Below are 18,453 nucleotides of genomic sequence, written 5' to 3'. Positions count from 1 at the left end.
CTGAACGCGGTGGAATCCAGTAATGAATACCAATCATCAACGAAGAACATAACAGAAACAAAAGGAAGTAATGATGACATTCGAAAACCCATTCGAAGGCAAGACCATCTGGTTCGGCGTCGGCTCGCAGGACCTCTACGGTGAGGAAGCGCTGCGTCAGGTCGCCGAGCAGTCCACCAAGATCGTCGATGCGTTGAACGCCACCGGCAAGATCCCCGTGAAGCTCGTTTTGAAGCCCACCCTGAAGTCCTCCGACGGTGTCAAGGAATTCATGACAGAGGCCAGCGCCGATCCCAGCTGCATCGGCGTGATCGCCTGGATGCACACGTTCTCGCCGGCCAAGATGTGGATCCGCGGCCTGCAGGTGCTGACCAAGCCGCTGCTGCAGCTCAACACCCAGTTCCACAAGGAGATTCCGTGGGACACCATCGACATGGACTTCATGAACCTCAACCAGTCCGCCCACGGCGACCGTGAATTCGGCTACATCCTCACCCGCCTCGGCATCCCGCGCAAGATCGTCGTCGGCCACTACACCGACCCTGAGGTCGCCGAGCGCATCGCCACATGGGTTCGCGCTTGCGCCGGCTGGAACGAGGCCCAGAACATGCGCGTGATGCGCTGGGGCGACAATATGCGCAACGTCGCGGTCACCGAGGGCGACAAGACCGAGGTCGAGCGCGTCTTCGGCACGCAGGTCAACACCTGGGCCGTCAACGAGCTGTGCGGATACTACGACAAGGTGAAGGACGATCAGGTCAAGGCCATCATCGAGGACTACAAGGCCAAGTACGACGTGGCCCCGGAGCTCCTGGACGCCCGCTATGAAGAGCTGTTCATCGCCGCCAAGGAAGAGGCCGCGATGGTCAACATGATGAAGGACAACGGCGCCACCGCCGCGGTCGACAACTTCGAGGACCTCGGCACCCTGCCGCAGCTGCCGGGCGTGGGCGCCCAGCGCCTGCCCAGCGAGTACGGCTACGGCTTCTCCGCCGAAGGCGACTGGAAGACCTCGGTGCTGGTGCGTATCGCCAGCGTCATGGGCTACGGCCTTGAGGGCGGCTCGAGCCTGATGGAGGACTATTCCTACAACTTTGTGCCGGGTCACGAGATGGACATGGGCTCGCACATGCTCGAGGTCTCGCCCTCGGTCGGCACGATCGCCAAGCCGAAGCTCGAGATCCATCCGCTCGGCATCGGCAACAAGTCCGATCCGGTGCGCCTGGTCTTCACCGTCGCCCCGCACAAGGCCGCAACCGTCATCTCCATGGCCGACATGCGCGAGCGTTTCCGTCTGCTGATGGACGTGGTCGACGTGGTCGAGCCGGAAGGCTCCTTGAAGGCCCTGCCGTGCGCACGTGGCCTATGGCAGCCCCGTCCGTCGCTCAAGAGCGCGGCCGAGTGCTGGCTGCGCGCCGGCGGTTCGCACCACACCTGCATGACCACCTCCTTCGGCCGTGAGGGCTGGGAGGACTTCGCCCGCATCGCCGGCGTCGAACTGGCCACCATCGACGAGAACACCACGCCGCGCGACTTCGAGCGCGAACTCGAGCTCTCCGAGATGTATCACCGCCTCGACAACCACTGCTGAAAAGTTCGTTCGATGATGCCGATTGGTAGGTAACCGATCGCAGTCATTCGAATACATCGGGTTGGGCGTCTCATGGAAATACCGTGAGACGCCCAACTTCGTTGTCGGAAGATTTCAGATTTTAGGATGCCGGCGTGCTGTCTGGGCGGTTGCGGATACCGGTAGCGATAATGTAAAAATCCAATAATCCAGACTTACCTGTTCGGATTGACAAATTGAAACAACTGTGTACCATAGAAAACGTAAGCGATACACAGTTGTATCAAGCAATTGAGTATCCGAAAAGAAAAGCTGTGTTTGGACGGTTTTATCGGTTTGCCCAATATAGTGCGCAGATGGTAGCGCATGGATGCACAGACAAAGGAGCCAAAATGGGTAATGCAAAGAGAATTGTTGCAGTTGTAGCTGCGGCGGCGACGATGATTGGCCTGGCCGGCTGCGGCTCGGGCAATTCGGACGGCAACAAAGGTTCGGAATCGAAGGCCGATCTGATCTTTTGGGGCTGGGACACCGGTAACTCGATGAAGAAGATCATCGCGAACTTCGAAAAGGCCAACCCCGGCGTGAAGGTGAAGTTCAACAATACTGGCACCGCGGAAAAGACTTCGACCGCATTGTCCAACGCGGTGGCGGCCAAAAAGGGTATCCCGGATGTGGTGATGCTCGAAGACCCGACGGTCACGCAGTTCGCGGTCACCGGCGATCTTGCGGATCTGAGCCAGTTCGGCGCCGACAAGCTGGCGGACGATTTCACCGCCGGACCGTGGAACAAGCTGCAATACAATGCCAAGCCCTATGCGCTGCCGATCGATGCAGGCCCTGAGATGTTCTTCTACAACAAGGCCGTTTTCGACAAGGCCGGGGTCGACGGCGAGTCGATCAAGACTTGGGACGATTACTACGAGGCTGCCAAGAAGATCAAGGCCGCCGGCTCCTACATCACCAACAGCTCGGGTGCCTCGGGCGACTATCAGCCCTTCACCGCGCAGGCCTGGCAGGCCGGTGCCAAGCCTTGGAAGGTCGACGGCGAGAAGATCACCATCGATATGACCAAGGACCCGGGCATGAAGAAGTACATCGAGTTCCGTCAGAAGCTGATCGACGAAGACCTTATCGACACCAAGACCGCGAACTGGTCGGACGAATGGAACCGTGAGCTGAACGACGGCACCCTCGCCTCGCTGACCATCGGCGCATGGATGCCGGTCAACCTCATGAGCGGCGCTCCCGACCAGAAGGGCAACTGGCGCGTCGGCTCGCTGCCGCAATGGGAAGCCGGCAAGCAGGTATCCGCAGAAGACGGCGGTTCCGCGCTCGCCGTGCCGAAGGCCAACAAGTCTCAAGCCGCGGCCTACAAGTTCGTGCGTTACATGACCCACGACGCCGGTGCCCAGCAGATGGCCGACAGCGGCACGTTCAGCAGTTTGAAGAAGATCCTCAATTCGAGCTCCTTCACCGATCCGAACAGTGCGGCCAACAAGAAGGTCAACGACTACTTCGGCGGGCAGAACGTCAACAAGATTCTGGCCGAGGGCGCGCAGCGTCCGACTGAGAAGTTCCAGTATCTGCCCTACAACCCGTTTGCCCAGACCGCTTATGGCGATGAGATTTCCAAGGCTTATCACAAGGACATCACACTTGAGAAGGCCATGAGCAATTATGCCCAGAAGCTCGCCGATCACGGCAAGCAGGAAGGCTACACCGTAACCGTCAAGTGATAGGTGCTGCGGTTTGGTTTTGGCGATCCGCACAGACACGGTTGCGGCGGGTTGTCGGTTGCGGCGGGTTGGCTGACGCCGGTGATGCGGCGTTCATGGCCGTGATCGACATGGCTGGAGTGCCGGGCATGACGCCGTTGCCGCGGCCCTGTCTGTCGCGGAACGATATCGGCAGTTCGGGTTGGCTGCATATGTTGTCAAAAGACAAACCGCAAACACATTGATTGATTGAGAACGCTTCCGGTGTCCATTGCCGGATTCGGTCGGTCGCTGCGACGGGATATCGTTCAGACATCCTGGGTAAATACGCGACAAACCGGGCAAACGACACTGGAAGCATTCTGCTGCAATGGGTCAAGGATCCATTTGTTTGAGCCATGGAATAAGGAATAACCAACATGTCTGTCTCCCACATGCCAACCGTTAGCCGTTCGGCGAAAGGTTCTGGTCGTGCTTTTCGCTGGCCGAATCTGCTGACGCCTGACGGACGGGGCATCGCCTACGGCGGCGACTATAACCCTGAGCAGTGGCCGGAGGAGACCTGGGACGACGACATTCGCCTGATGAAGGAGGCCGGGGTCAACGTCGTGGCTTTGGCCATCTTCAGCTGGGGCCGCATCCAGCCCGATCCGCAGACCTGGGATTTCGATTGGCTCGACCGCATCGTCGAAAAACTCGGCAAGGCCGGTATCGCCGTGAATATGTCCTCGGCCACGGCGACTGCGCCGATGTGGCTGTATCAAATGCATCCCGAGGTGCTTCCGCTCGAATCGGACGGCACGATCGTCCACCCCGGTTCGAGGCAGTCATGGAGTCCGTCAAGTCCGGTTTTCCGCAAATACGCTCTTTCGATGTGCCGCAAGATGGCCGAGCACTATAAGGACAACCCCTATGTGGTCTCGTGGCATGTCGGCAACGAATACGGCTGGAACAATCGCCATGATTATTCGCCGGATTCGCAGTATGCCTTCCGCCAGTGGTGCAAGGCGCGTTACGGCACCATCGAGGCTGTCAACGAGGCCTGGGGCACCGCGTTCTGGTCCCAACAGGTGCGTTCGTTCGACCAGATCCAGCTGCCGATGCATCCCGGTGATGACGTGATGATCAATCCGGGTCTTCAACTGGATTTCGAGCGTTTCGGCTCCGATGCCCTGAAGGATTTCTTTGCCGCCGAGCGCGATGCCATCGCCGAAATCTGCCCCGGCAAGCCGTTGACCACGAATTTCATGGTCGCCGCGGATCAATGCGTGATGGACTATGCCGATTGGAGCGACGAGGTTGATTTCGTCTCCAACGACCAGTATTTTGAACCGGGTGCGAAGCATCTCGACGCCTTATTGTGCGGCGATGCGTTGGTAGACTCGATTTCGCTGCGTCTGCCTTGGTACTTGATGGAGCATTCGACCTCGGCGGTGCAGTGGAAGCCTGTCAATGCCAGAAAACGCGGCGGCGAATTGATCCGTGATGCTCTGGCGCATGTGGCCATGGGCGCCGATGCCATCAATTTCTTCCAAGTCCGTCAGTCCGAAGCCGGGTCGGAAGCCTTTCATTCCGCTATGATTCCTCACGCCGGGGAGCAGACCAAAATCTTCCGCGAAGTGTGCGAGCTTGGCGAGGCCTTGAACACGCTTTCGAAGGCCGGCCTGCAAGGCAGCAAGGTCGAACAGGCGGATACGGCCATCCTTTTCGATGCACAATCGCAGTGGGCGACCGAGTGCAAGACGCTGCCGACCAGAAAGCTCAGCCATCTCGACGATGTCTCAACTTGGTACAGCGCATTTCTGGACGCGGGGCACCGTGCCGACGTCGTGCCGTTGCGTGGGGATTTCAGCGGTTATACCACGATTGTGTTGCCTACCGTCTTGTCGCTTTCCGATCAACAAACGCAACGTATTGAGCGGTTCGTTGCCCGCGGCGGAACGGTGATCGTCGGTTACGCCACAGGGCTTGTCGACGAGGACTTCCATGTGGGTCTTGGCGGCTATCCGGGGGCCGGCAATGGGCTGTTGCGTAAAATCCTGGGGGTGTCGGGCGAAGAATTCAATATCCTTGGGTCTATCGATGGAGAGTACGATTCCGTGCAGCTTTCGAACGGCGCCGTTTCAAGGCTTTGGCAGACGGTCATCGGGTCGGTCGCTGATTGCGTTACGGTGCTTGCCAGCTACCAAGGAGACGAGGCAAAGGATTGGGAGCTGGAAGGCATGCCGGCGATTACTCGTAATGGTTATGGCAAAGGACGGGCCTATTACATCGGCTGTGACTTGGATCGGCAGGCGTTGGCGTCGTTCCTGCGGCGATATCTGCGGTTGGGGATGACCCAGACGCATTCCGGGGCCGGTGTCGATAACGTTGAGCAGACAACGATGCGGGGTTCTGTCGACGCCCTTGACAACTCGGACGCGTTCAATGCGTGTTCCGATTTGGTCCATATCCGTCGCAACGGCGAAGGATTCGCCTTCGATTTCTACCTCACTCGTGGCCGTCAGCCGGTTCGTATCGATCATGTCGACGGAGAAGTCGTCTTCCTTTATCGAGGTCGTGTTGAAAACGCTGGAGCTGACCGACAAATTGCCGAAGGCGGTCTGCAAATGGCTGATGGCGAGGCAAGTGTCCGTGCTCAGGCGGAGGATGCTGCCGTTGTCCTCGAACGCAACGGGATATTGATCACTCGGCAAACGTGTGGTGATGCTACATTGAAGAGTGCAGCAAAGGAGGCTGAACAATGACCGAAGGTGCGATCCATGATGATCAGACTGCCGATCACAAGCATGTCACGCTGAGAAATGTCGCCCAGGCCGCCGGGGTGTCGCTTAAGACGGCATCCAACGTCATCAACGGTACCGGCCGCATGACCGATGCCACGCGCCTTCGCGTCCAATCGGTTATCGCAGACCTCGGCTACCGCGTCAATGTCGCCGCGCGCAACTTGAACCGTGGGCTCACCGGGTTCATCACCCTTGCCGTGCCGTCCCTGACTCCGCCTTATCTTGCGGAACTGGCGAACCGGGTGATCGATGAGGCCCGCAAACGCGATTATTCGGTCTATGTCACCACCTATGCGGAGGGCTCGGCAAAAGGAGCCAGGGAAGTATTGCAAACATTCAATCCGACGGTTTCGGACGGCATCATTCTTTCGATGAGCGAGCTGGAGGATATTTCGCCCGAGGATTTCGATGTCGATTACCCGCTTGTGGTTGTTGGCTCGCGCACCACTTGGGGGCGTGTGGATCATGTGACTCCGGACGATGTTCAGGCGGCGGCGAAAGCCGCACAATACCTGCTCGAACATGGCAGCTCACGTCTTGCCGTCGTCGGCGCGCGCAAGCCGCTCGATGAGCGGTCATTGTTGAATGCCGTGGAAGGCAATGATCAGCTACGTCTGAAAGGCATTGTCGAGGAATGCAACCGGCGTCATGTGCGACTTGTCCCTGAACTTATCGGCATCACTTCACAGGATTGGAGCATAGGCGCTGGAGCCCGTGCGACGCAAGGGCTGATCGATGACGATATTGCGTTCGATGGGCTGATCGCCCTCAACGACCAGCTTGCCATAGGGGCGCTTTCGGCGCTCGCGACGAACGGCATCAAGGTTCCCGATCAGGTGCAGGTCATCGGCTTTGACAATATTGAGGAGTCCTCGTATCTGCAGACGCCGCTGACCACGATGGATTCGCGCCTGACCTGGACGGCTCCCACGGCTGTGGAACGTATCATCGGCAGAATCAAGGGGAAGATCTCGACCCCTGAACTGCTTACCGTGGATTCCCGCGTTATCGCGCGCCAAACGACAAGGCCGTAACGAAGGCAAAAACGGGGGTCTCAATAGCGAGATGTCCGTTTTCCAGTGTGCTGTAAACCCTATGAATTTAGTGCTTTTGTGATGAATTTCGCTTCAAGATAGCATCGTATTCGGCCTACAGTATTGTGTAATAGGCAACTTCAGGAATGCGTCGAATAGTCAGACGTAGCCGTCAGGATTGCCGCTGGAAAGGTGCTTTTATGTTCGACCGTCGGCTTTTCACCCTCGTTGACCGCAGTGGCGCATTCGTCGTCGCGAAAGTGCTGAGCCTTTGGGTTTCTCTGCTCTCTGATATCGGATTCGCGTTCATCGCCGTTGGTCTGCTCGGCAATCTTTTTCCGGTGCTTACCAGTGCCAACGACGGTGTCAAGCCGTCGCTCGTCAACAAGCTGCTGAAGGATTTCCAGGCCGTGCCGCAAGGTTATTCGGCCTTCATCTTCGCGCTGGTGGTCGTCGCGATTATCAAATACCTGGCCATACGTGCCTCGCATTTCTTCGGTACCGAAGCTTCGGAACGTGTCAAAATCGCCTTGCGGGAACGTCTGTATAACAAGATGCTCGATTTGGGCCCTACGTATTCGGAGCACGTGAAAACCGCCGATGTCGTGCAATCGCTGGGCGAAGGCGTCGATCATATACAAAGTTACTTTGAAGATTATCTGCCCCAGTTGGTTTTCGCCGTTCTCGGTCCTTTGACGCTGTTCGTGACGATTCTGCCGTTGAACGCACCGACGGCAGGTTTGCTTCTGGTCTGCGTTCCCATCGTCATCGGCATCGTCTGGTGGGTGTCGGTGGCCACTTCTCGCGCATTTGATAGATATTGGGACGCATACACGGATATGGGTGCCACGTTCCTCGACAATGTTCAGGGGCTGGAAACGCTGAAGACCTTCGACGCCGACGAGGCTGCCGCCCGACGTATGGACCGGAAATCGGAAGATTTCCGAAAAACCTCCATGAAGGTCCTTCGCCTTGAACTTCGCTCGCACTTCGCCTTGGACCTGGTCTCTTATGGCGGCACTGCAGGTGCCATTGCCATCGTCATCGCCCAGGTGGCCAGCGGTCATCTGAAGCTTCCCGCCGCATTGGTCACCATACTGCTTTGTGTCAGTTTCTTCGTCCCGTTGCGTCGTCTTGCAATGTGTTGTGATACGGCCTTGAACGGGTTGGCTTCGATCAAACGGATCTATGCGATGCTGGATGTCCCGGTGACCGGGGACGGACAGGCGGCATTGCCGCAAGGCGTAGAGGATTGTTCGATTACCTTCCGCAATGTCGATTACACATATGAGCCCGTCGATTCCGAATCCGACAATGCTGCGTCTGTCGATAATGCTGTCTGCAGAAATGACGCTGCTGTAAGAAACGCGGCCGGACACAAAGACGGCGACGGCTCTCAACCTCACAAAGCCTTGGACGGTGTTAGTTTCAGTGCCCGTGCCAACGGTTTCACCGCCATTGTCGGGGTGAGCGGTTCCGGCAAATCCACCATCGGCGCGCTGATCGCCGGTACCCGCAACGATTATGTTGGTTCGATCCGACTGGGTTACCGCGTGCTGGGAAGCGTGGGCAGCTGTGAATTGCACAGTCTCAAGAACCGTTCGCTGTGCGATGCGGTCACACTCGTCGATTCCCGCAGTCATCTCTTTACCGGTTCCTTGCGCGAAAACCTTCTGATGGCCAAGCCCGATGCCACGGCCAACGAAATGTGGCTCGCGCTTGAAGGCGCCCATATCGACGATTTCGTCTATTCCCAGCCTCAGCGACTCGATATGCGTGTAGAACCGGACGCCGGCAATCTTTCGGGCGGGCAGCGTCAGCGTCTTGCCATCGCCAGGGCGTTGCTGCGTGACAGCCCGATTTACGTGTTCGACGAGGCCACCAGCAGTGTCGACGCCGAAAGCGAGGAACTGATCGATGTCGCAATCCGCGATTTGGCCAGAACGCATACGGTCATCGTCATCACCCATCGTCTTTCTCAGGCCAGGGATGCCAGCAATATCGTCGTTCTGGACGGCGGACGTGTGGTGGAAAGCGGCACTCACGACGGACTGATGGCCATTGAAGGCCGATACGCCACGATGTTCGCCACCCAGGCATCAATCGAGCATGTCTCGCATCGTAACAGCTGGGGAAGTGCCTATGCCAAGCCCCGATCCGCCGAACATGAGGTGCGCAGGCCATTTGATTTTGGGTTGCTCGATTATCAGGATCATGACGAGTTCGATGATTTCGGCAATCGGCCTGAGACTCGAGATGCCGCGAAAACCAAAACGGATAAAACGAATAAAACGAATACGAAGCAGACGCGTCATCGCTCGGACGCTGTTGCCGCGGCCGGGCATCGGGTAAAAACCGAAGCCGCTCGTGTACATGTTGCAACGGGCAAAGCCACCACGGATCGCGCGCAGCGCCTGAAATATGCCGGGGGAAAGACTTCACTGAAAAAGTCCGTGGTCACCGCGTCTTCTCCGCTCAACCCTGTTTCGGCCACGGCGATCAGTCGGCATTCCGATGGAAAACGGAGTGACGAACCTGCAAAACAACACGATGAAGCAGATGCGATACTGGACGTCGCCAATCGTCCTCGCACCCAAAACAAGCAGATGGGAACCTTCCATCTGACGTTGAGGCTGCTCGGATGCGTCGGGCGCCTGACCCCGTTCATCGTCGGTGCAAGCCTATGCGGGACCATTGAACGGCTTGCGGAAACCTTCATGCCTGTTTTCGGCGTACTGGCTTTGATGGCGTTCTTCGGCCATCCGGTTTGGAGCGTGAATGTCGCCTTCGCAATTGTTGGCGTGGTGGTGTGTGCCATTCTTAAGAGCTTCATGCATTATGCCGAGGAATATATGAACCGCGAGATGAGCTTCCGTGTGGTCTCGCTGTTCCGCTCAAAGGCCTTCGAATCCCTTCGTCGTCTTGCCCCGGCGAAACTGGCCGGACGAGGCAAAGGCGACTTGACGACGTTGGTGACCTCCGATGTCGAGTTGCTCGAGACGTTCTTTGCCCACGCCATTTCTCCTGTCGTCATCGCGGTGACGACTTCGGTGGTGTTTGCGGTGGCGCTGTTCACCCTCGATCCTTGGTTCGCGCTGTTGCTCATTGCCGCCCATCTGGTCGTAGGCTTTGTCTTGCCTCGGCTTTATACGGGTAATGTGCGCGGGATAGGTGCGAGAATTCGTTCCGATTCCGCCAAACTCGGCGACAGGCTTATCGATGATATGCACGGTATGGATGAGATCATCAGATTCAACCAAGGCCGCCGTCGTCTGACCGATATCATCGCGGAAGACAAAAGTCTGTGGCTTTTCGAGGGCAGGCTGAGCCGCAAAGATGGCGTGTTCGGTGGTCTTGGCGCGGTTTGTGTCGTGGCCGCCACATTTGTGGCGGTGAGAATCATGTTCGGCATCGTTACGGCCGATCCTGTCTCGATGGCCAGGTGTGTGGTTGCAGTGATGCTCATTTTCGGCTCGTTCGGCCCTGCTCTTGCGTTGAGCGACTTGCCCGGGAATCTCAACCAACCGTTGGCGGCTGCCAGGCGCATGTTCGCCTTGTTCGACGAAGTGCCTGCGGTTCAAGAGACCGGAAAGGACACGCCGAAATTCGAAACCGTCTCGCTCAAGGATGTGACTTTCGGCTATCCGCTTTCTTCCAACGGTTCAACTTCCATTCCTGCTTCTGCGTTGGTGCTGAAAGACTTCAACCTCACCACGTTGCACTCGGGGATTCTTGGAGTGCAAGGCCCGTCTGGACATGGCAAATCCACGATCTTGAAGCTCATGATGCGCTATTGGGACCCGCAGGGCGGCGCCGTCGATTTCTCCGGGGAACCTTTGGCCGGCGTCGAGGCGCATTATCGCCGCCGTGTGGAGACGATGATGGATCAGGACACGTATCTGTTCGACGGAACGATTCGCGATAATCTTCTGATCGCCGACCAGCATGCCTCTGATTTGCAGATGCATGAGGCGCTTGAACGCGCTTCGATCGATAGTCTTATCGAGGCTTTGCCGGACGGCCTGAACACGAAGGTGGGCGAGCTCGGCTACAGACTTTCCGAAGGCGAACGTCAGCGCATCAGTCTGGCGAGAATCTTCCTTACCGGCGCCTCCTTGGTGCTGTTCGACGAACCTACGAGTCGTGTCGACGCTTTGAATGAATCGGTGATTCTTCATTCCATCAACACGCTGGCCAACGAGCGCCCGGTCTCCATCGTGTTGGTCTCCCATCGCGCTTCCACCATGCAGATCGCCGATCGCGTCATCACGCTCTAGCCGGCGCGGTTTTTCGGGTTGGCTAGTAGTCTGGATACCAGTTGACGACAAAAGGAGCTATTGCGATGAGTGCTGAAGAAACTGTTGGAACTGCACCGGAAATTCCGAATGTCACGTTGAGTGATGGCAACATGATTCCACAGGTCGGGCTGGGTGTGCTACGTATCGGCGATGATGAGGTGACCGACGTCGTCAAGTCCGGGCTTGAGGTCGGATACCACCATATCGACGCTGCCGCGGGGTACAACAACGAGCCGGGCGTCGGCCGTGCGCTTGCGGAAACGGGCTTCAATACTGGCCAGGCGCGCAAGACCCTGTGGGTGACCACCAAACTCAAGGACTCCGAGCAGGGTTACGACAACGCGCTCAAGGCCTTTGACCGCCAGATGGGTGATTTGCGCCTCGATTACGTCGACATGTATATGCTGCATTGGCCGACGCCTTTCAACTGGCGTTCGGGCGAGACGTGGAAGGCGCTGATGAAGCTGCGCGACGAAGGGCGTGTGCGTACGCTCGGCGTCTGCAATTTCCTGCCGGAGCATCTCGAGCGGCTGCACCGCGAAACGGGGGAGTGGCCGACCGTCAACCAGATCGAGCTGCATCCCACCTGGCAGCAGCGCGAAGTGGTCGCGTTCTGCCGTGAGCACGGCATCGCGGTGGAGGCGTATTCGCCGATGGCCCGCGGCGCCGACCTCAACGCCGGCGACGGCACCATCGCCCGCATCGCTTCAGCCCACGGTGTTTCGTCTGCTCAGGCCATCCTGCGTTGGCATATCGAAAACGGCACCATCATCATCCCCAAGTCCGTCCATACCGATCGCCAGCGCGAGAACCTCGATCTCTTCGGCTTTGCTTTGACGCCAGACGAGCATGCGCAGATCGACGCATTGGACGGGCCGACTCGCGCTGGTCACGATCCGATGACGTTCACCTATGCGTGATGGCGTCTGATGGCGTCGTGTGACGATGTCGCGTGAGGATGCCGTTTGAGGGTGTCGCGTGAGGGTGCTCCGTGAGTACTGGCGTCAGGGTATTACGTGAGAAAGTCGTGCGGCGCGAGCGGCTTTTTGCGACTGTGAACGATGGTATATTTTGAGCTGTTATTTGCGTTTATGTGCGGTTGCTGGTTATGTGATGTGATTCTTCTGCGTTGCGAATGTTTGCAATTGTTGTGGAAACGCGACGATTCGCCGACGGTTGCAAAAGTCGGATTCGATGCTGTAATGTGACCTACGTTACATTTCAACTATAGAACTATAGAGGAGCATAACCATGCCTCAGAAGATCAAAGCATCCGTAGCGTACGGCGTCGGCAAGGGATTTGCCCAGCCCGAGGAGATCATCATCGACGACCCGATCGGCGCCGAGGTACTGGTGGACGTGCAGGCGAGCGGTCTGTGCCATTCCGATCTGCATCTGGTCGAGGATGATGACCAGTTCTTCCCGTTCCCGGCCGTCATCGGCCATGAGGTCGCGGGCATCGTCGAGGCTGTGGGTCCCGAGGTCCAGGGCATCAAGGTCGGCGACCATGTCGTCGCTTCGCTCGAGCAGGTATGTGGCCATTGCGCCAACTGCCTGAACGGGCATCCGCAGTCCTGCTCGCAGCAGCAGGAGTGCGTGCGCAAGCCCGGCGAGAAGTCGCGCCTGTCCTTCCCGGACGGCCGCCCGATCACGCAGGCTTTCGGCACCGGCGGTTTCGCCGACAAGGCGCTGATTCATGAGAACCAGCTCGCCGTGGTCAACAACGAGGTGAAGTGGGACGAGGCCGCCTGCATCGGCTGCGCCACCATCACCGGCGCCGGCGCCGCGATCAACACCGCGCACGTCCGTCCCGGCGACACCGTGGCCGTGGTCGGCACCGGCGGCATCGGCCTCAACATCATCTCCGGCGCTCGCATCTGCGGCGCCAAGAAGATCATCGCCATCGATTTGCTCGACAATAAGCTCGAGTTCGCGAAGAAGTTCGGCGCCACCGACGTGGTCAACTCCTCCAACGAGGACCCGGTCGCCAAGGTTCGCGAGCTCACCGACGGCGGTGTCGACGAGGCGTTCGAGGCCATCGGCTTCGAGTCTACGATGAAGCAGTGCTGGGATATGCTCGGCGTCGACGGAACCGCCTACTGCATCGGCTTGGCTAAGCCCGACGCGACCATCAACCTTGAGATCAACCCGGCCGACCTGCTGGTGCACCAGCGCGGCTTCAAGGGCGTGTGGATGGGTTCGACCAACATCAAGCACGACATCCCGATGTACGCCGACCTCGCCGTCGACGGCCGCCTGAACATGCACGACATCGTCAGCCAGCACATCAACCTCAGCCAGATCGACGAGGCCTACGTCCAGCTCAAGCAGGGCAAGGTCATCCGTTCTGTCATCACCGAGTTCTGATTGCTTAGTTTCGCGTTCGGCACCGGCCCCACTCGTCGCGGTCGCCGAATGCGTATCGATAATTGAATAACCCTCATTGGCCGGTCTTGCTCCTCCGTAACAAGCCCGGCCAATGTTGGTTGATGAGGTGTTTTATGCCTATCGTTAATAAGTAAAATCTCTGTTTTTTTATGCTTTTGCCAGTGGTCTTGTAAACCGTTGGAATATAAAGGTTTGCGCGCTTTTCTGCGACGTTTTACGTATTGCAAAGGGTACTTTCTGCGACGTTTTACGCATTACGAACACCGTCTTTTGCGACGTTTTGAGAACTGAGTCAATGTAGGGTGCTATATGAAGTGATAGTGCTAGTCGATGTTGGTTTTATGGGATTTGCATTGGTATCGGCATAAATGCGAAAGCTACTGATTCGACCTCAGTGAAGAAGTCAGTTTATTCTATAGCAAATAAATATTATATATGGGATCACTTTGATATAATAACAATATTAAAATAAAAGAAAGATAAAGGAGGTGATGACGAGTGGATTTTGAATATGACCCGGATAAAAGCTCACGAAATCTTGTCAAGCATGGCGTTGATTTTGAACAGGCACAAGTGCTATGGGACGATCCGGATTTCATCGAAGTGCGTCTTGCTTATACCGATGAGCCACGTTGGGCGATTGTCGGCATGATGCGCGGCAAGCATTGGACCGCCATCATCACTTATCGCAAAGATCGTACAAGAATTATCAGTGTTAGACGTTCGCATCCCAAGGAGGAACGGATATATGAAAATGAGAAAAGCAGCTGAACTCGACCGCATTTTTGACAATGGTGACGAGAGCATACTTGATTATGCCGATATGAGTACATTGCGTAAGCCCAATAAAGATAAGGAAGAGCAACGTTCTCTGAGCCTTCAGATGCCGGAATGGCTAATTGGCGTCCTTGATGGCGAGGCTGCGCGCGTCGGCATCAGTCGCCAAGCCGTCATCAAGGTTTGGCTCACCGAGCGTGCTGATCGTATGCGGGCGATGTGAGCCAAGGTATTTGCATGTGCAACTCGATACAACGAATGGTTTGACATTATAGGGCGGATTTGCCGGTCAGGTGTCTGAACAGTTCCGGGTCAACGGGCTTGTCGAGACGAAGCGTAGAAATGACGACATTCAGCTCTCTTCCGTCGTCGGCAAGGTTGTGGTCCGGATGAATGCCGGTGACGGCGGCGACATGGCCCACGTAATAATAGGTCTTTTCCTTCTCCTCTTGTTTACGACGAATGAAGATCGGGACGAAGTGAGAACGTTGCCATTCCGGTCCTTTGGCATTGGTCATGAGCCAGACAAATTCATTTGAGTTCAACGTTCTCTGATTCTTGCTGAACCACTCGATTTCGCTGGTGTTGAGGAATCGGTCACCATACTGGCTTGCTTCGTACTTGATGAAAATGGGCAATGAATCCGTCTCACGGTCAAGCTTGTAGCCGCCCACGTTTTGCGGTACCTGCTCGTTCTTCCATCCGCACAGCCTCATGACGTCGAAGATACTGTATTTCTCTCCATAGATGAATCCGCGTGTGCGTTCGAGTGACGTATTTGAGATTTGCTTGTATCGTTCCTGGCAGTTAAACAGGCCTGCTTGTATGGTATCGGCGAAGAACTGGGCGAACGTTGAATTTGAGCGTAGCGATTGCAGCAGCCAATCCTCGATGATGAATGTACCGTTTTCGGTCTGACGTATCAGTGGCACATTGCCGAAACGTTCTTTGTTTTTCGTAGTGAAATACGTCAGATCAAGCACGTGGAATGCTTGTGCGATCTGCTCCGGGCTGTTGTCCGCCTGGGGGAATTGAGCCGATAGCGTTGCTCTCAGATTTTCGGCTGAGAGCTCGTGATTGGAATCTGGCCCAAGGTAACGAGCGATATGATGCTCAACCGAGGTGTTGGATGTGTCCGGCAACGTGATATCGCAAAGGTCTGCCAGAACCATTAATTCATGTGGTCTCAATCCGCGCAGTAATGTTGAGGTCAGCATTTTAAGAACCCCGTCTTCCCGCGCGTCGGTGGGTTGCAGCAACTCGAGATATGATGTCTGCGTGTTCTTGCCACGGGAAAGGCTCTGCTCGCGGGAACGGACGAATTGCAGATAGCTATCCTTCTTGTCCGCCAATGTACAGATTAATGACGGATCCGTTTTGGCAAAATCGGTGAGCATGGGAATGCGGTTCAGCTGGTTTCGTAGCTGCCGGTATTGGCTGGAAAGTAACCGCATTTCGGAGAGATCCGCCTTATCGATCGATGCCAACACCCTTTTCTCGGCAATGGGATCGAAGCTTACCGAAGAAAGACCGATCGATTTTCGCTGCAGATTTTTACGTTCGATGTCCCGATCGCCAGTATTGCCATAGAGGGCAATAGGGATGAGATAGTTGTTCGCGTAGTTGCCGATGAAATCGATGATGGTGACGGATTCTTTACCGGGGTATTTACGCAGGCCGCGGCCAAGCTGTTGGGTGAAAATAATGCTGGATTTGGTCTGACGCAGCATGACGATCTGGTTCAGCGAGGGAATGTCGACGCCTTCATTGAAGAGATCGACGGTGAAGATGTAGTCGAGTTCTCCTTTTTCAAGCTGTCTGATAGCTTCGTCTCGGTCGACTGCATTATCCCCGGTGACAGCTGTCGTGTGGTATTTGCGTTCGGCTTGCTGATTCCATTGAGCATTGAACAAGGCCGAGAGTTCTTTCGCCTCTTTTTGCAAGCTACAAAAGACCAAGCCTTTTACCGGAGTTCCTGGATCTTCATAAGTTTGCAATCTGTCGATGATGTAGTGGACGCGCTGAGGCGATACCAATTTCTGTATCCATCCGTTGAGTGCCGTGCGCTCTCCGGTTTGTGCCACGTCAATGCTTCTATTGAGTTCGCCTATCGTATTTGGATCAGGCTTGTCCTCGATATACTCATGGACGCCGTAATAATGGAACGGGCACAGCATGTTCTCTTCCAACGCTCGTTGGAGACGAATGTTATAGGCAATGTTGTTGCCGAACAGGCCAAAGATGTCGGCGTCGTCGGTCCGTTCTGGCGTCGCCGTCATGCCGAGGAGAAAATCCGGCGTGAAGTGATTTAGCACTTTCCTGTAGGAATCTGCTGCGGAATGATGCGCCTCGTCGATAAGAATATAGTCAAAGGAATTTGGCTCGTAGGAATCCAGATTGTTGACCAGCGTTTGCACTGTCGCGAAAACATATTTGCGATTGCCCTGCTTGCTTGTTCCGGAAAGCAGGCCTAGATCTTCATCTTCGCAGCCGAGCACTTTTTGGTAGGACTCCATGGATTTCTTGAGTATCTGTTGCTGCTGGGCGACGTAAAGCATTCGCTTTGGTCTGCATTGTCGTACATCAAATGCCGAAAGATATGTTTTGCCGGTTCCCGTGGCCGAAACGATGATGGCTTGACTTTCTCCGGCTTTTCGCAGCTGAGCCAGATTCATCAGCGCTTCCTGCTGCATGGCGTTGGGTTCGATCGTCGTGATTTTAGGCTGTGGCAGGACGCGTTGCACAGGAGCATAATGTTTGAAATCTTCCTCGTATTGTTTCAGCCATTCGTCCGTGAGCTGGACTGATTCACTCAACTGGTCATCGATCTCGTTGTTGATTTGTTGAGTCAGACCGCTGTTGGTCTGTGAGGAAACTCTGAGGTTCCATTCTTTGTTAAGCTTGAGCGCGCTGGATGTCAGATTCGAGCTGCCAATGTAGGTTGAATCCAGTTCTTTTCCGCCTTCGGTGCGATGACGGAAGACATACCCTTTTGGATGATAACGATAGCTTGGTATCGAGGTCGAACCATGATTTTCAGAATCGGCTTGCCAAATATATATCTTGATATTGGTGCAATTCTGAATTTGCAGAAGGGTTTTGAAGGCTTCAGGTTTGTTGAAATAGTTATAGGTAGAGGTAATGATGCGACCTGATCGCTCGCTTGTTTCTTTACCGAAATTCAGAAAATATTGTTTGAGGCTTTTGAGTTCCTCATTGTTGAGGAATGCGACAGACATGTCAAAATCATGACATTGATCCAACTCGGATTCTATGGATTCCTCCATGGTCAACCCATTGCGATTCGCAATAAGGGTCGGAGTAAGGGTGTTGTCGGCATTGGGATTTTGATGGATGAATCCTGAGGTTATCGCTTCCACCAATGAATCGTTCGAAGGCGCGGTTTCGTAAGTCATGTTTTCCTTGTTTGCTTCGTGTTCAGTCATCGTCTTTCTCACCTGTCCGGTTCTCCACCACTAGATGTTGCACTGTTTCTCGATCGGCCGGAGCCCAATTCAGTGTTTTGAGTTCGCTTTGGGGGATCCAACGAAGCTGGGTGTGTTCAGTGAGTTCGGGTTCACTGTCGACAAGGGAGCATAAGAAGGTGGTAAGTTCGATGGTCCCGAAATCATAGTGTTGCTGAGCTGAGCATATTTTGGAGCCAACCTTGATATCACAGAGCAGTTCTTCTTTGATTTCACGTCGTAACGCTTCCTCTGGTGTTTCACCGCGTTCGATTTTCCCGCCAGGAAATTCCCAATACCCAGCCAAGGATTTTGCCGGTCCTCTTTGTGCACAAAGAATTGTGTCGTTCCTTCTTATTGCAGCTCCGACAACCTGCACTGGTGCAGTATCCATATCAATAACATCCTTTGAGAAAAC

At 55.6% G+C, this 18,453-nt stretch carries 11 protein-coding genes; 9 read left to right on the top strand and 2 right to left on the bottom strand.

Going from position 1 to position 18,453, the window contains the following annotated elements:
• The first annotated feature begins 73 nt into the window (after positions 1 to 73).
• The 9 genes from araA to brnA all read left to right on the top strand — a co-directional run bounded on the left by araA (position 74) and on the right by brnA (position 14,794).
• Positions 74 to 1,591, top strand: a complete 1,518-nt coding sequence (gene araA / locus OZX75_RS05290; RefSeq protein WP_277147437.1) for an L-arabinose isomerase — start codon at positions 74 to 76, stop codon at positions 1,589 to 1,591.
• A gap of 371 nt (positions 1,592 to 1,962) precedes the next feature.
• A complete protein-coding gene (locus tag OZX75_RS05285) occupies positions 1,963 to 3,309 on the top strand; it encodes an ABC transporter substrate-binding protein (RefSeq protein ID WP_277145631.1) in 1,347 nt (448 codons plus the stop codon).
• 413 nt (positions 3,310 to 3,722) lie between these two features.
• The gene (locus OZX75_RS05280; RefSeq protein ID WP_277145630.1) at positions 3,723 to 6,035 is read left to right on the top strand and encodes a beta-galactosidase; all 2,313 of its coding nucleotides are present in this window, start codon (positions 3,723 to 3,725) and stop codon (positions 6,033 to 6,035) included.
• Positions 6,032 to 7,108, top strand: a complete 1,077-nt coding sequence (locus OZX75_RS05275) for a LacI family DNA-binding transcriptional regulator (RefSeq protein WP_525930230.1) — start codon at positions 6,032 to 6,034, stop codon at positions 7,106 to 7,108. Before OZX75_RS05280 ends, OZX75_RS05275 begins: the two co-directional genes overlap by 4 nt.
• A gap of 200 nt (positions 7,109 to 7,308) precedes the next feature.
• Positions 7,309 to 11,385 (top strand): thiol reductant ABC exporter subunit CydD/CydC, encoded by a 4,077-nt coding sequence (locus OZX75_RS05270; RefSeq protein ID WP_277145629.1) that lies wholly within the window; start codon positions 7,309 to 7,311, stop codon positions 11,383 to 11,385.
• A 65-nt stretch (positions 11,386 to 11,450) separates the two neighbouring features.
• Positions 11,451 to 12,326 (top strand): aldo/keto reductase, encoded by an 876-nt coding sequence (locus OZX75_RS05265; protein WP_277145628.1) that lies wholly within the window; start codon positions 11,451 to 11,453, stop codon positions 12,324 to 12,326.
• 331 nt (positions 12,327 to 12,657) lie between these two features.
• Positions 12,658 to 13,773, top strand: a complete 1,116-nt coding sequence (locus tag OZX75_RS05260) for a zinc-binding dehydrogenase (RefSeq protein ID WP_277145627.1) — start codon at positions 12,658 to 12,660, stop codon at positions 13,771 to 13,773.
• A 519-nt stretch (positions 13,774 to 14,292) separates the two neighbouring features.
• Positions 14,293 to 14,565: a BrnT family toxin gene (locus tag OZX75_RS05255; RefSeq protein WP_277145626.1), complete on the top strand. Its 273-nt coding sequence runs from the start codon at positions 14,293 to 14,295 to the stop codon at positions 14,563 to 14,565.
• The gene (brnA, locus tag OZX75_RS05250) at positions 14,543 to 14,794 is read left to right on the top strand and encodes a type II toxin-antitoxin system BrnA family antitoxin (protein ID WP_277145625.1); all 252 of its coding nucleotides are present in this window, start codon (positions 14,543 to 14,545) and stop codon (positions 14,792 to 14,794) included. The genes OZX75_RS05255 and brnA overlap by 23 nt, the downstream gene beginning before the upstream one ends.
• A 46-nt stretch (positions 14,795 to 14,840) precedes the next feature.
• Here the strand turns inward: brnA and OZX75_RS05245 are convergent, their stop codons facing one another.
• Together OZX75_RS05245 and OZX75_RS05240 are read right to left on the bottom strand one after the other, a co-directional pair.
• Complete coding sequence (locus tag OZX75_RS05245) at positions 14,841 to 18,017, bottom strand: DUF3427 domain-containing protein (protein WP_525930229.1); 3,177 nt, start codon at positions 18,015 to 18,017, stop codon at positions 14,841 to 14,843.
• Positions 18,010 to 18,435, bottom strand: a complete 426-nt coding sequence (locus OZX75_RS05240) for a (deoxy)nucleoside triphosphate pyrophosphohydrolase (RefSeq protein WP_525930281.1) — start codon at positions 18,433 to 18,435, stop codon at positions 18,010 to 18,012. Before OZX75_RS05240 ends, OZX75_RS05245 begins: the two co-directional genes overlap by 8 nt.
• Positions 18,436 to 18,453 lie beyond the last annotated feature (18 nt).

The organism is Bifidobacterium sp. ESL0800 (assembly GCF_029395355.1).
GTDB lineage: Bacteria > Actinomycetota > Actinomycetes > Actinomycetales > Bifidobacteriaceae > Bifidobacterium.
The sequence above is the reverse complement of the archived record's forward strand: the minus strand, read 5'-3'. Positions and strand labels throughout refer to the sequence as shown.

Bases quoted from the DNA above. Each gene is read 5' to 3' on its own strand.
- araA (WP_277147437.1), top strand. From the start codon at position 74: ATGACATTCGAAAACCCATTCGAAGGCAAGACCATCTGGTTCGGCGTC.
- OZX75_RS05285 (WP_277145631.1), top strand. From the start codon at position 1,963: ATGGGTAATGCAAAGAGAATTGTTGCAGTTGTAGCTGCGGCGGCGACG.
- OZX75_RS05280 (WP_277145630.1), top strand. From the start codon at position 3,723: ATGCCAACCGTTAGCCGTTCGGCGAAAGGTTCTGGTCGTGCTTTTCGC.
- OZX75_RS05275 (WP_525930230.1), top strand. From the start codon at position 6,032: ATGACCGAAGGTGCGATCCATGATGATCAGACTGCCGATCACAAGCAT.
- OZX75_RS05270 (WP_277145629.1), top strand. From the start codon at position 7,309: ATGTTCGACCGTCGGCTTTTCACCCTCGTTGACCGCAGTGGCGCATTC.
- OZX75_RS05265 (WP_277145628.1), top strand. From the start codon at position 11,451: ATGAGTGCTGAAGAAACTGTTGGAACTGCACCGGAAATTCCGAATGTC.
- OZX75_RS05260 (WP_277145627.1), top strand. From the start codon at position 12,658: ATGCCTCAGAAGATCAAAGCATCCGTAGCGTACGGCGTCGGCAAGGGA.
- brnA (WP_277145625.1), top strand. From the start codon at position 14,543: ATGAAAATGAGAAAAGCAGCTGAACTCGACCGCATTTTTGACAATGGT.
- OZX75_RS05245 (WP_525930229.1), bottom strand. From the start codon at position 18,017: ATGACTGAACACGAAGCAAACAAGGAAAACATGACTTACGAAACCGCG.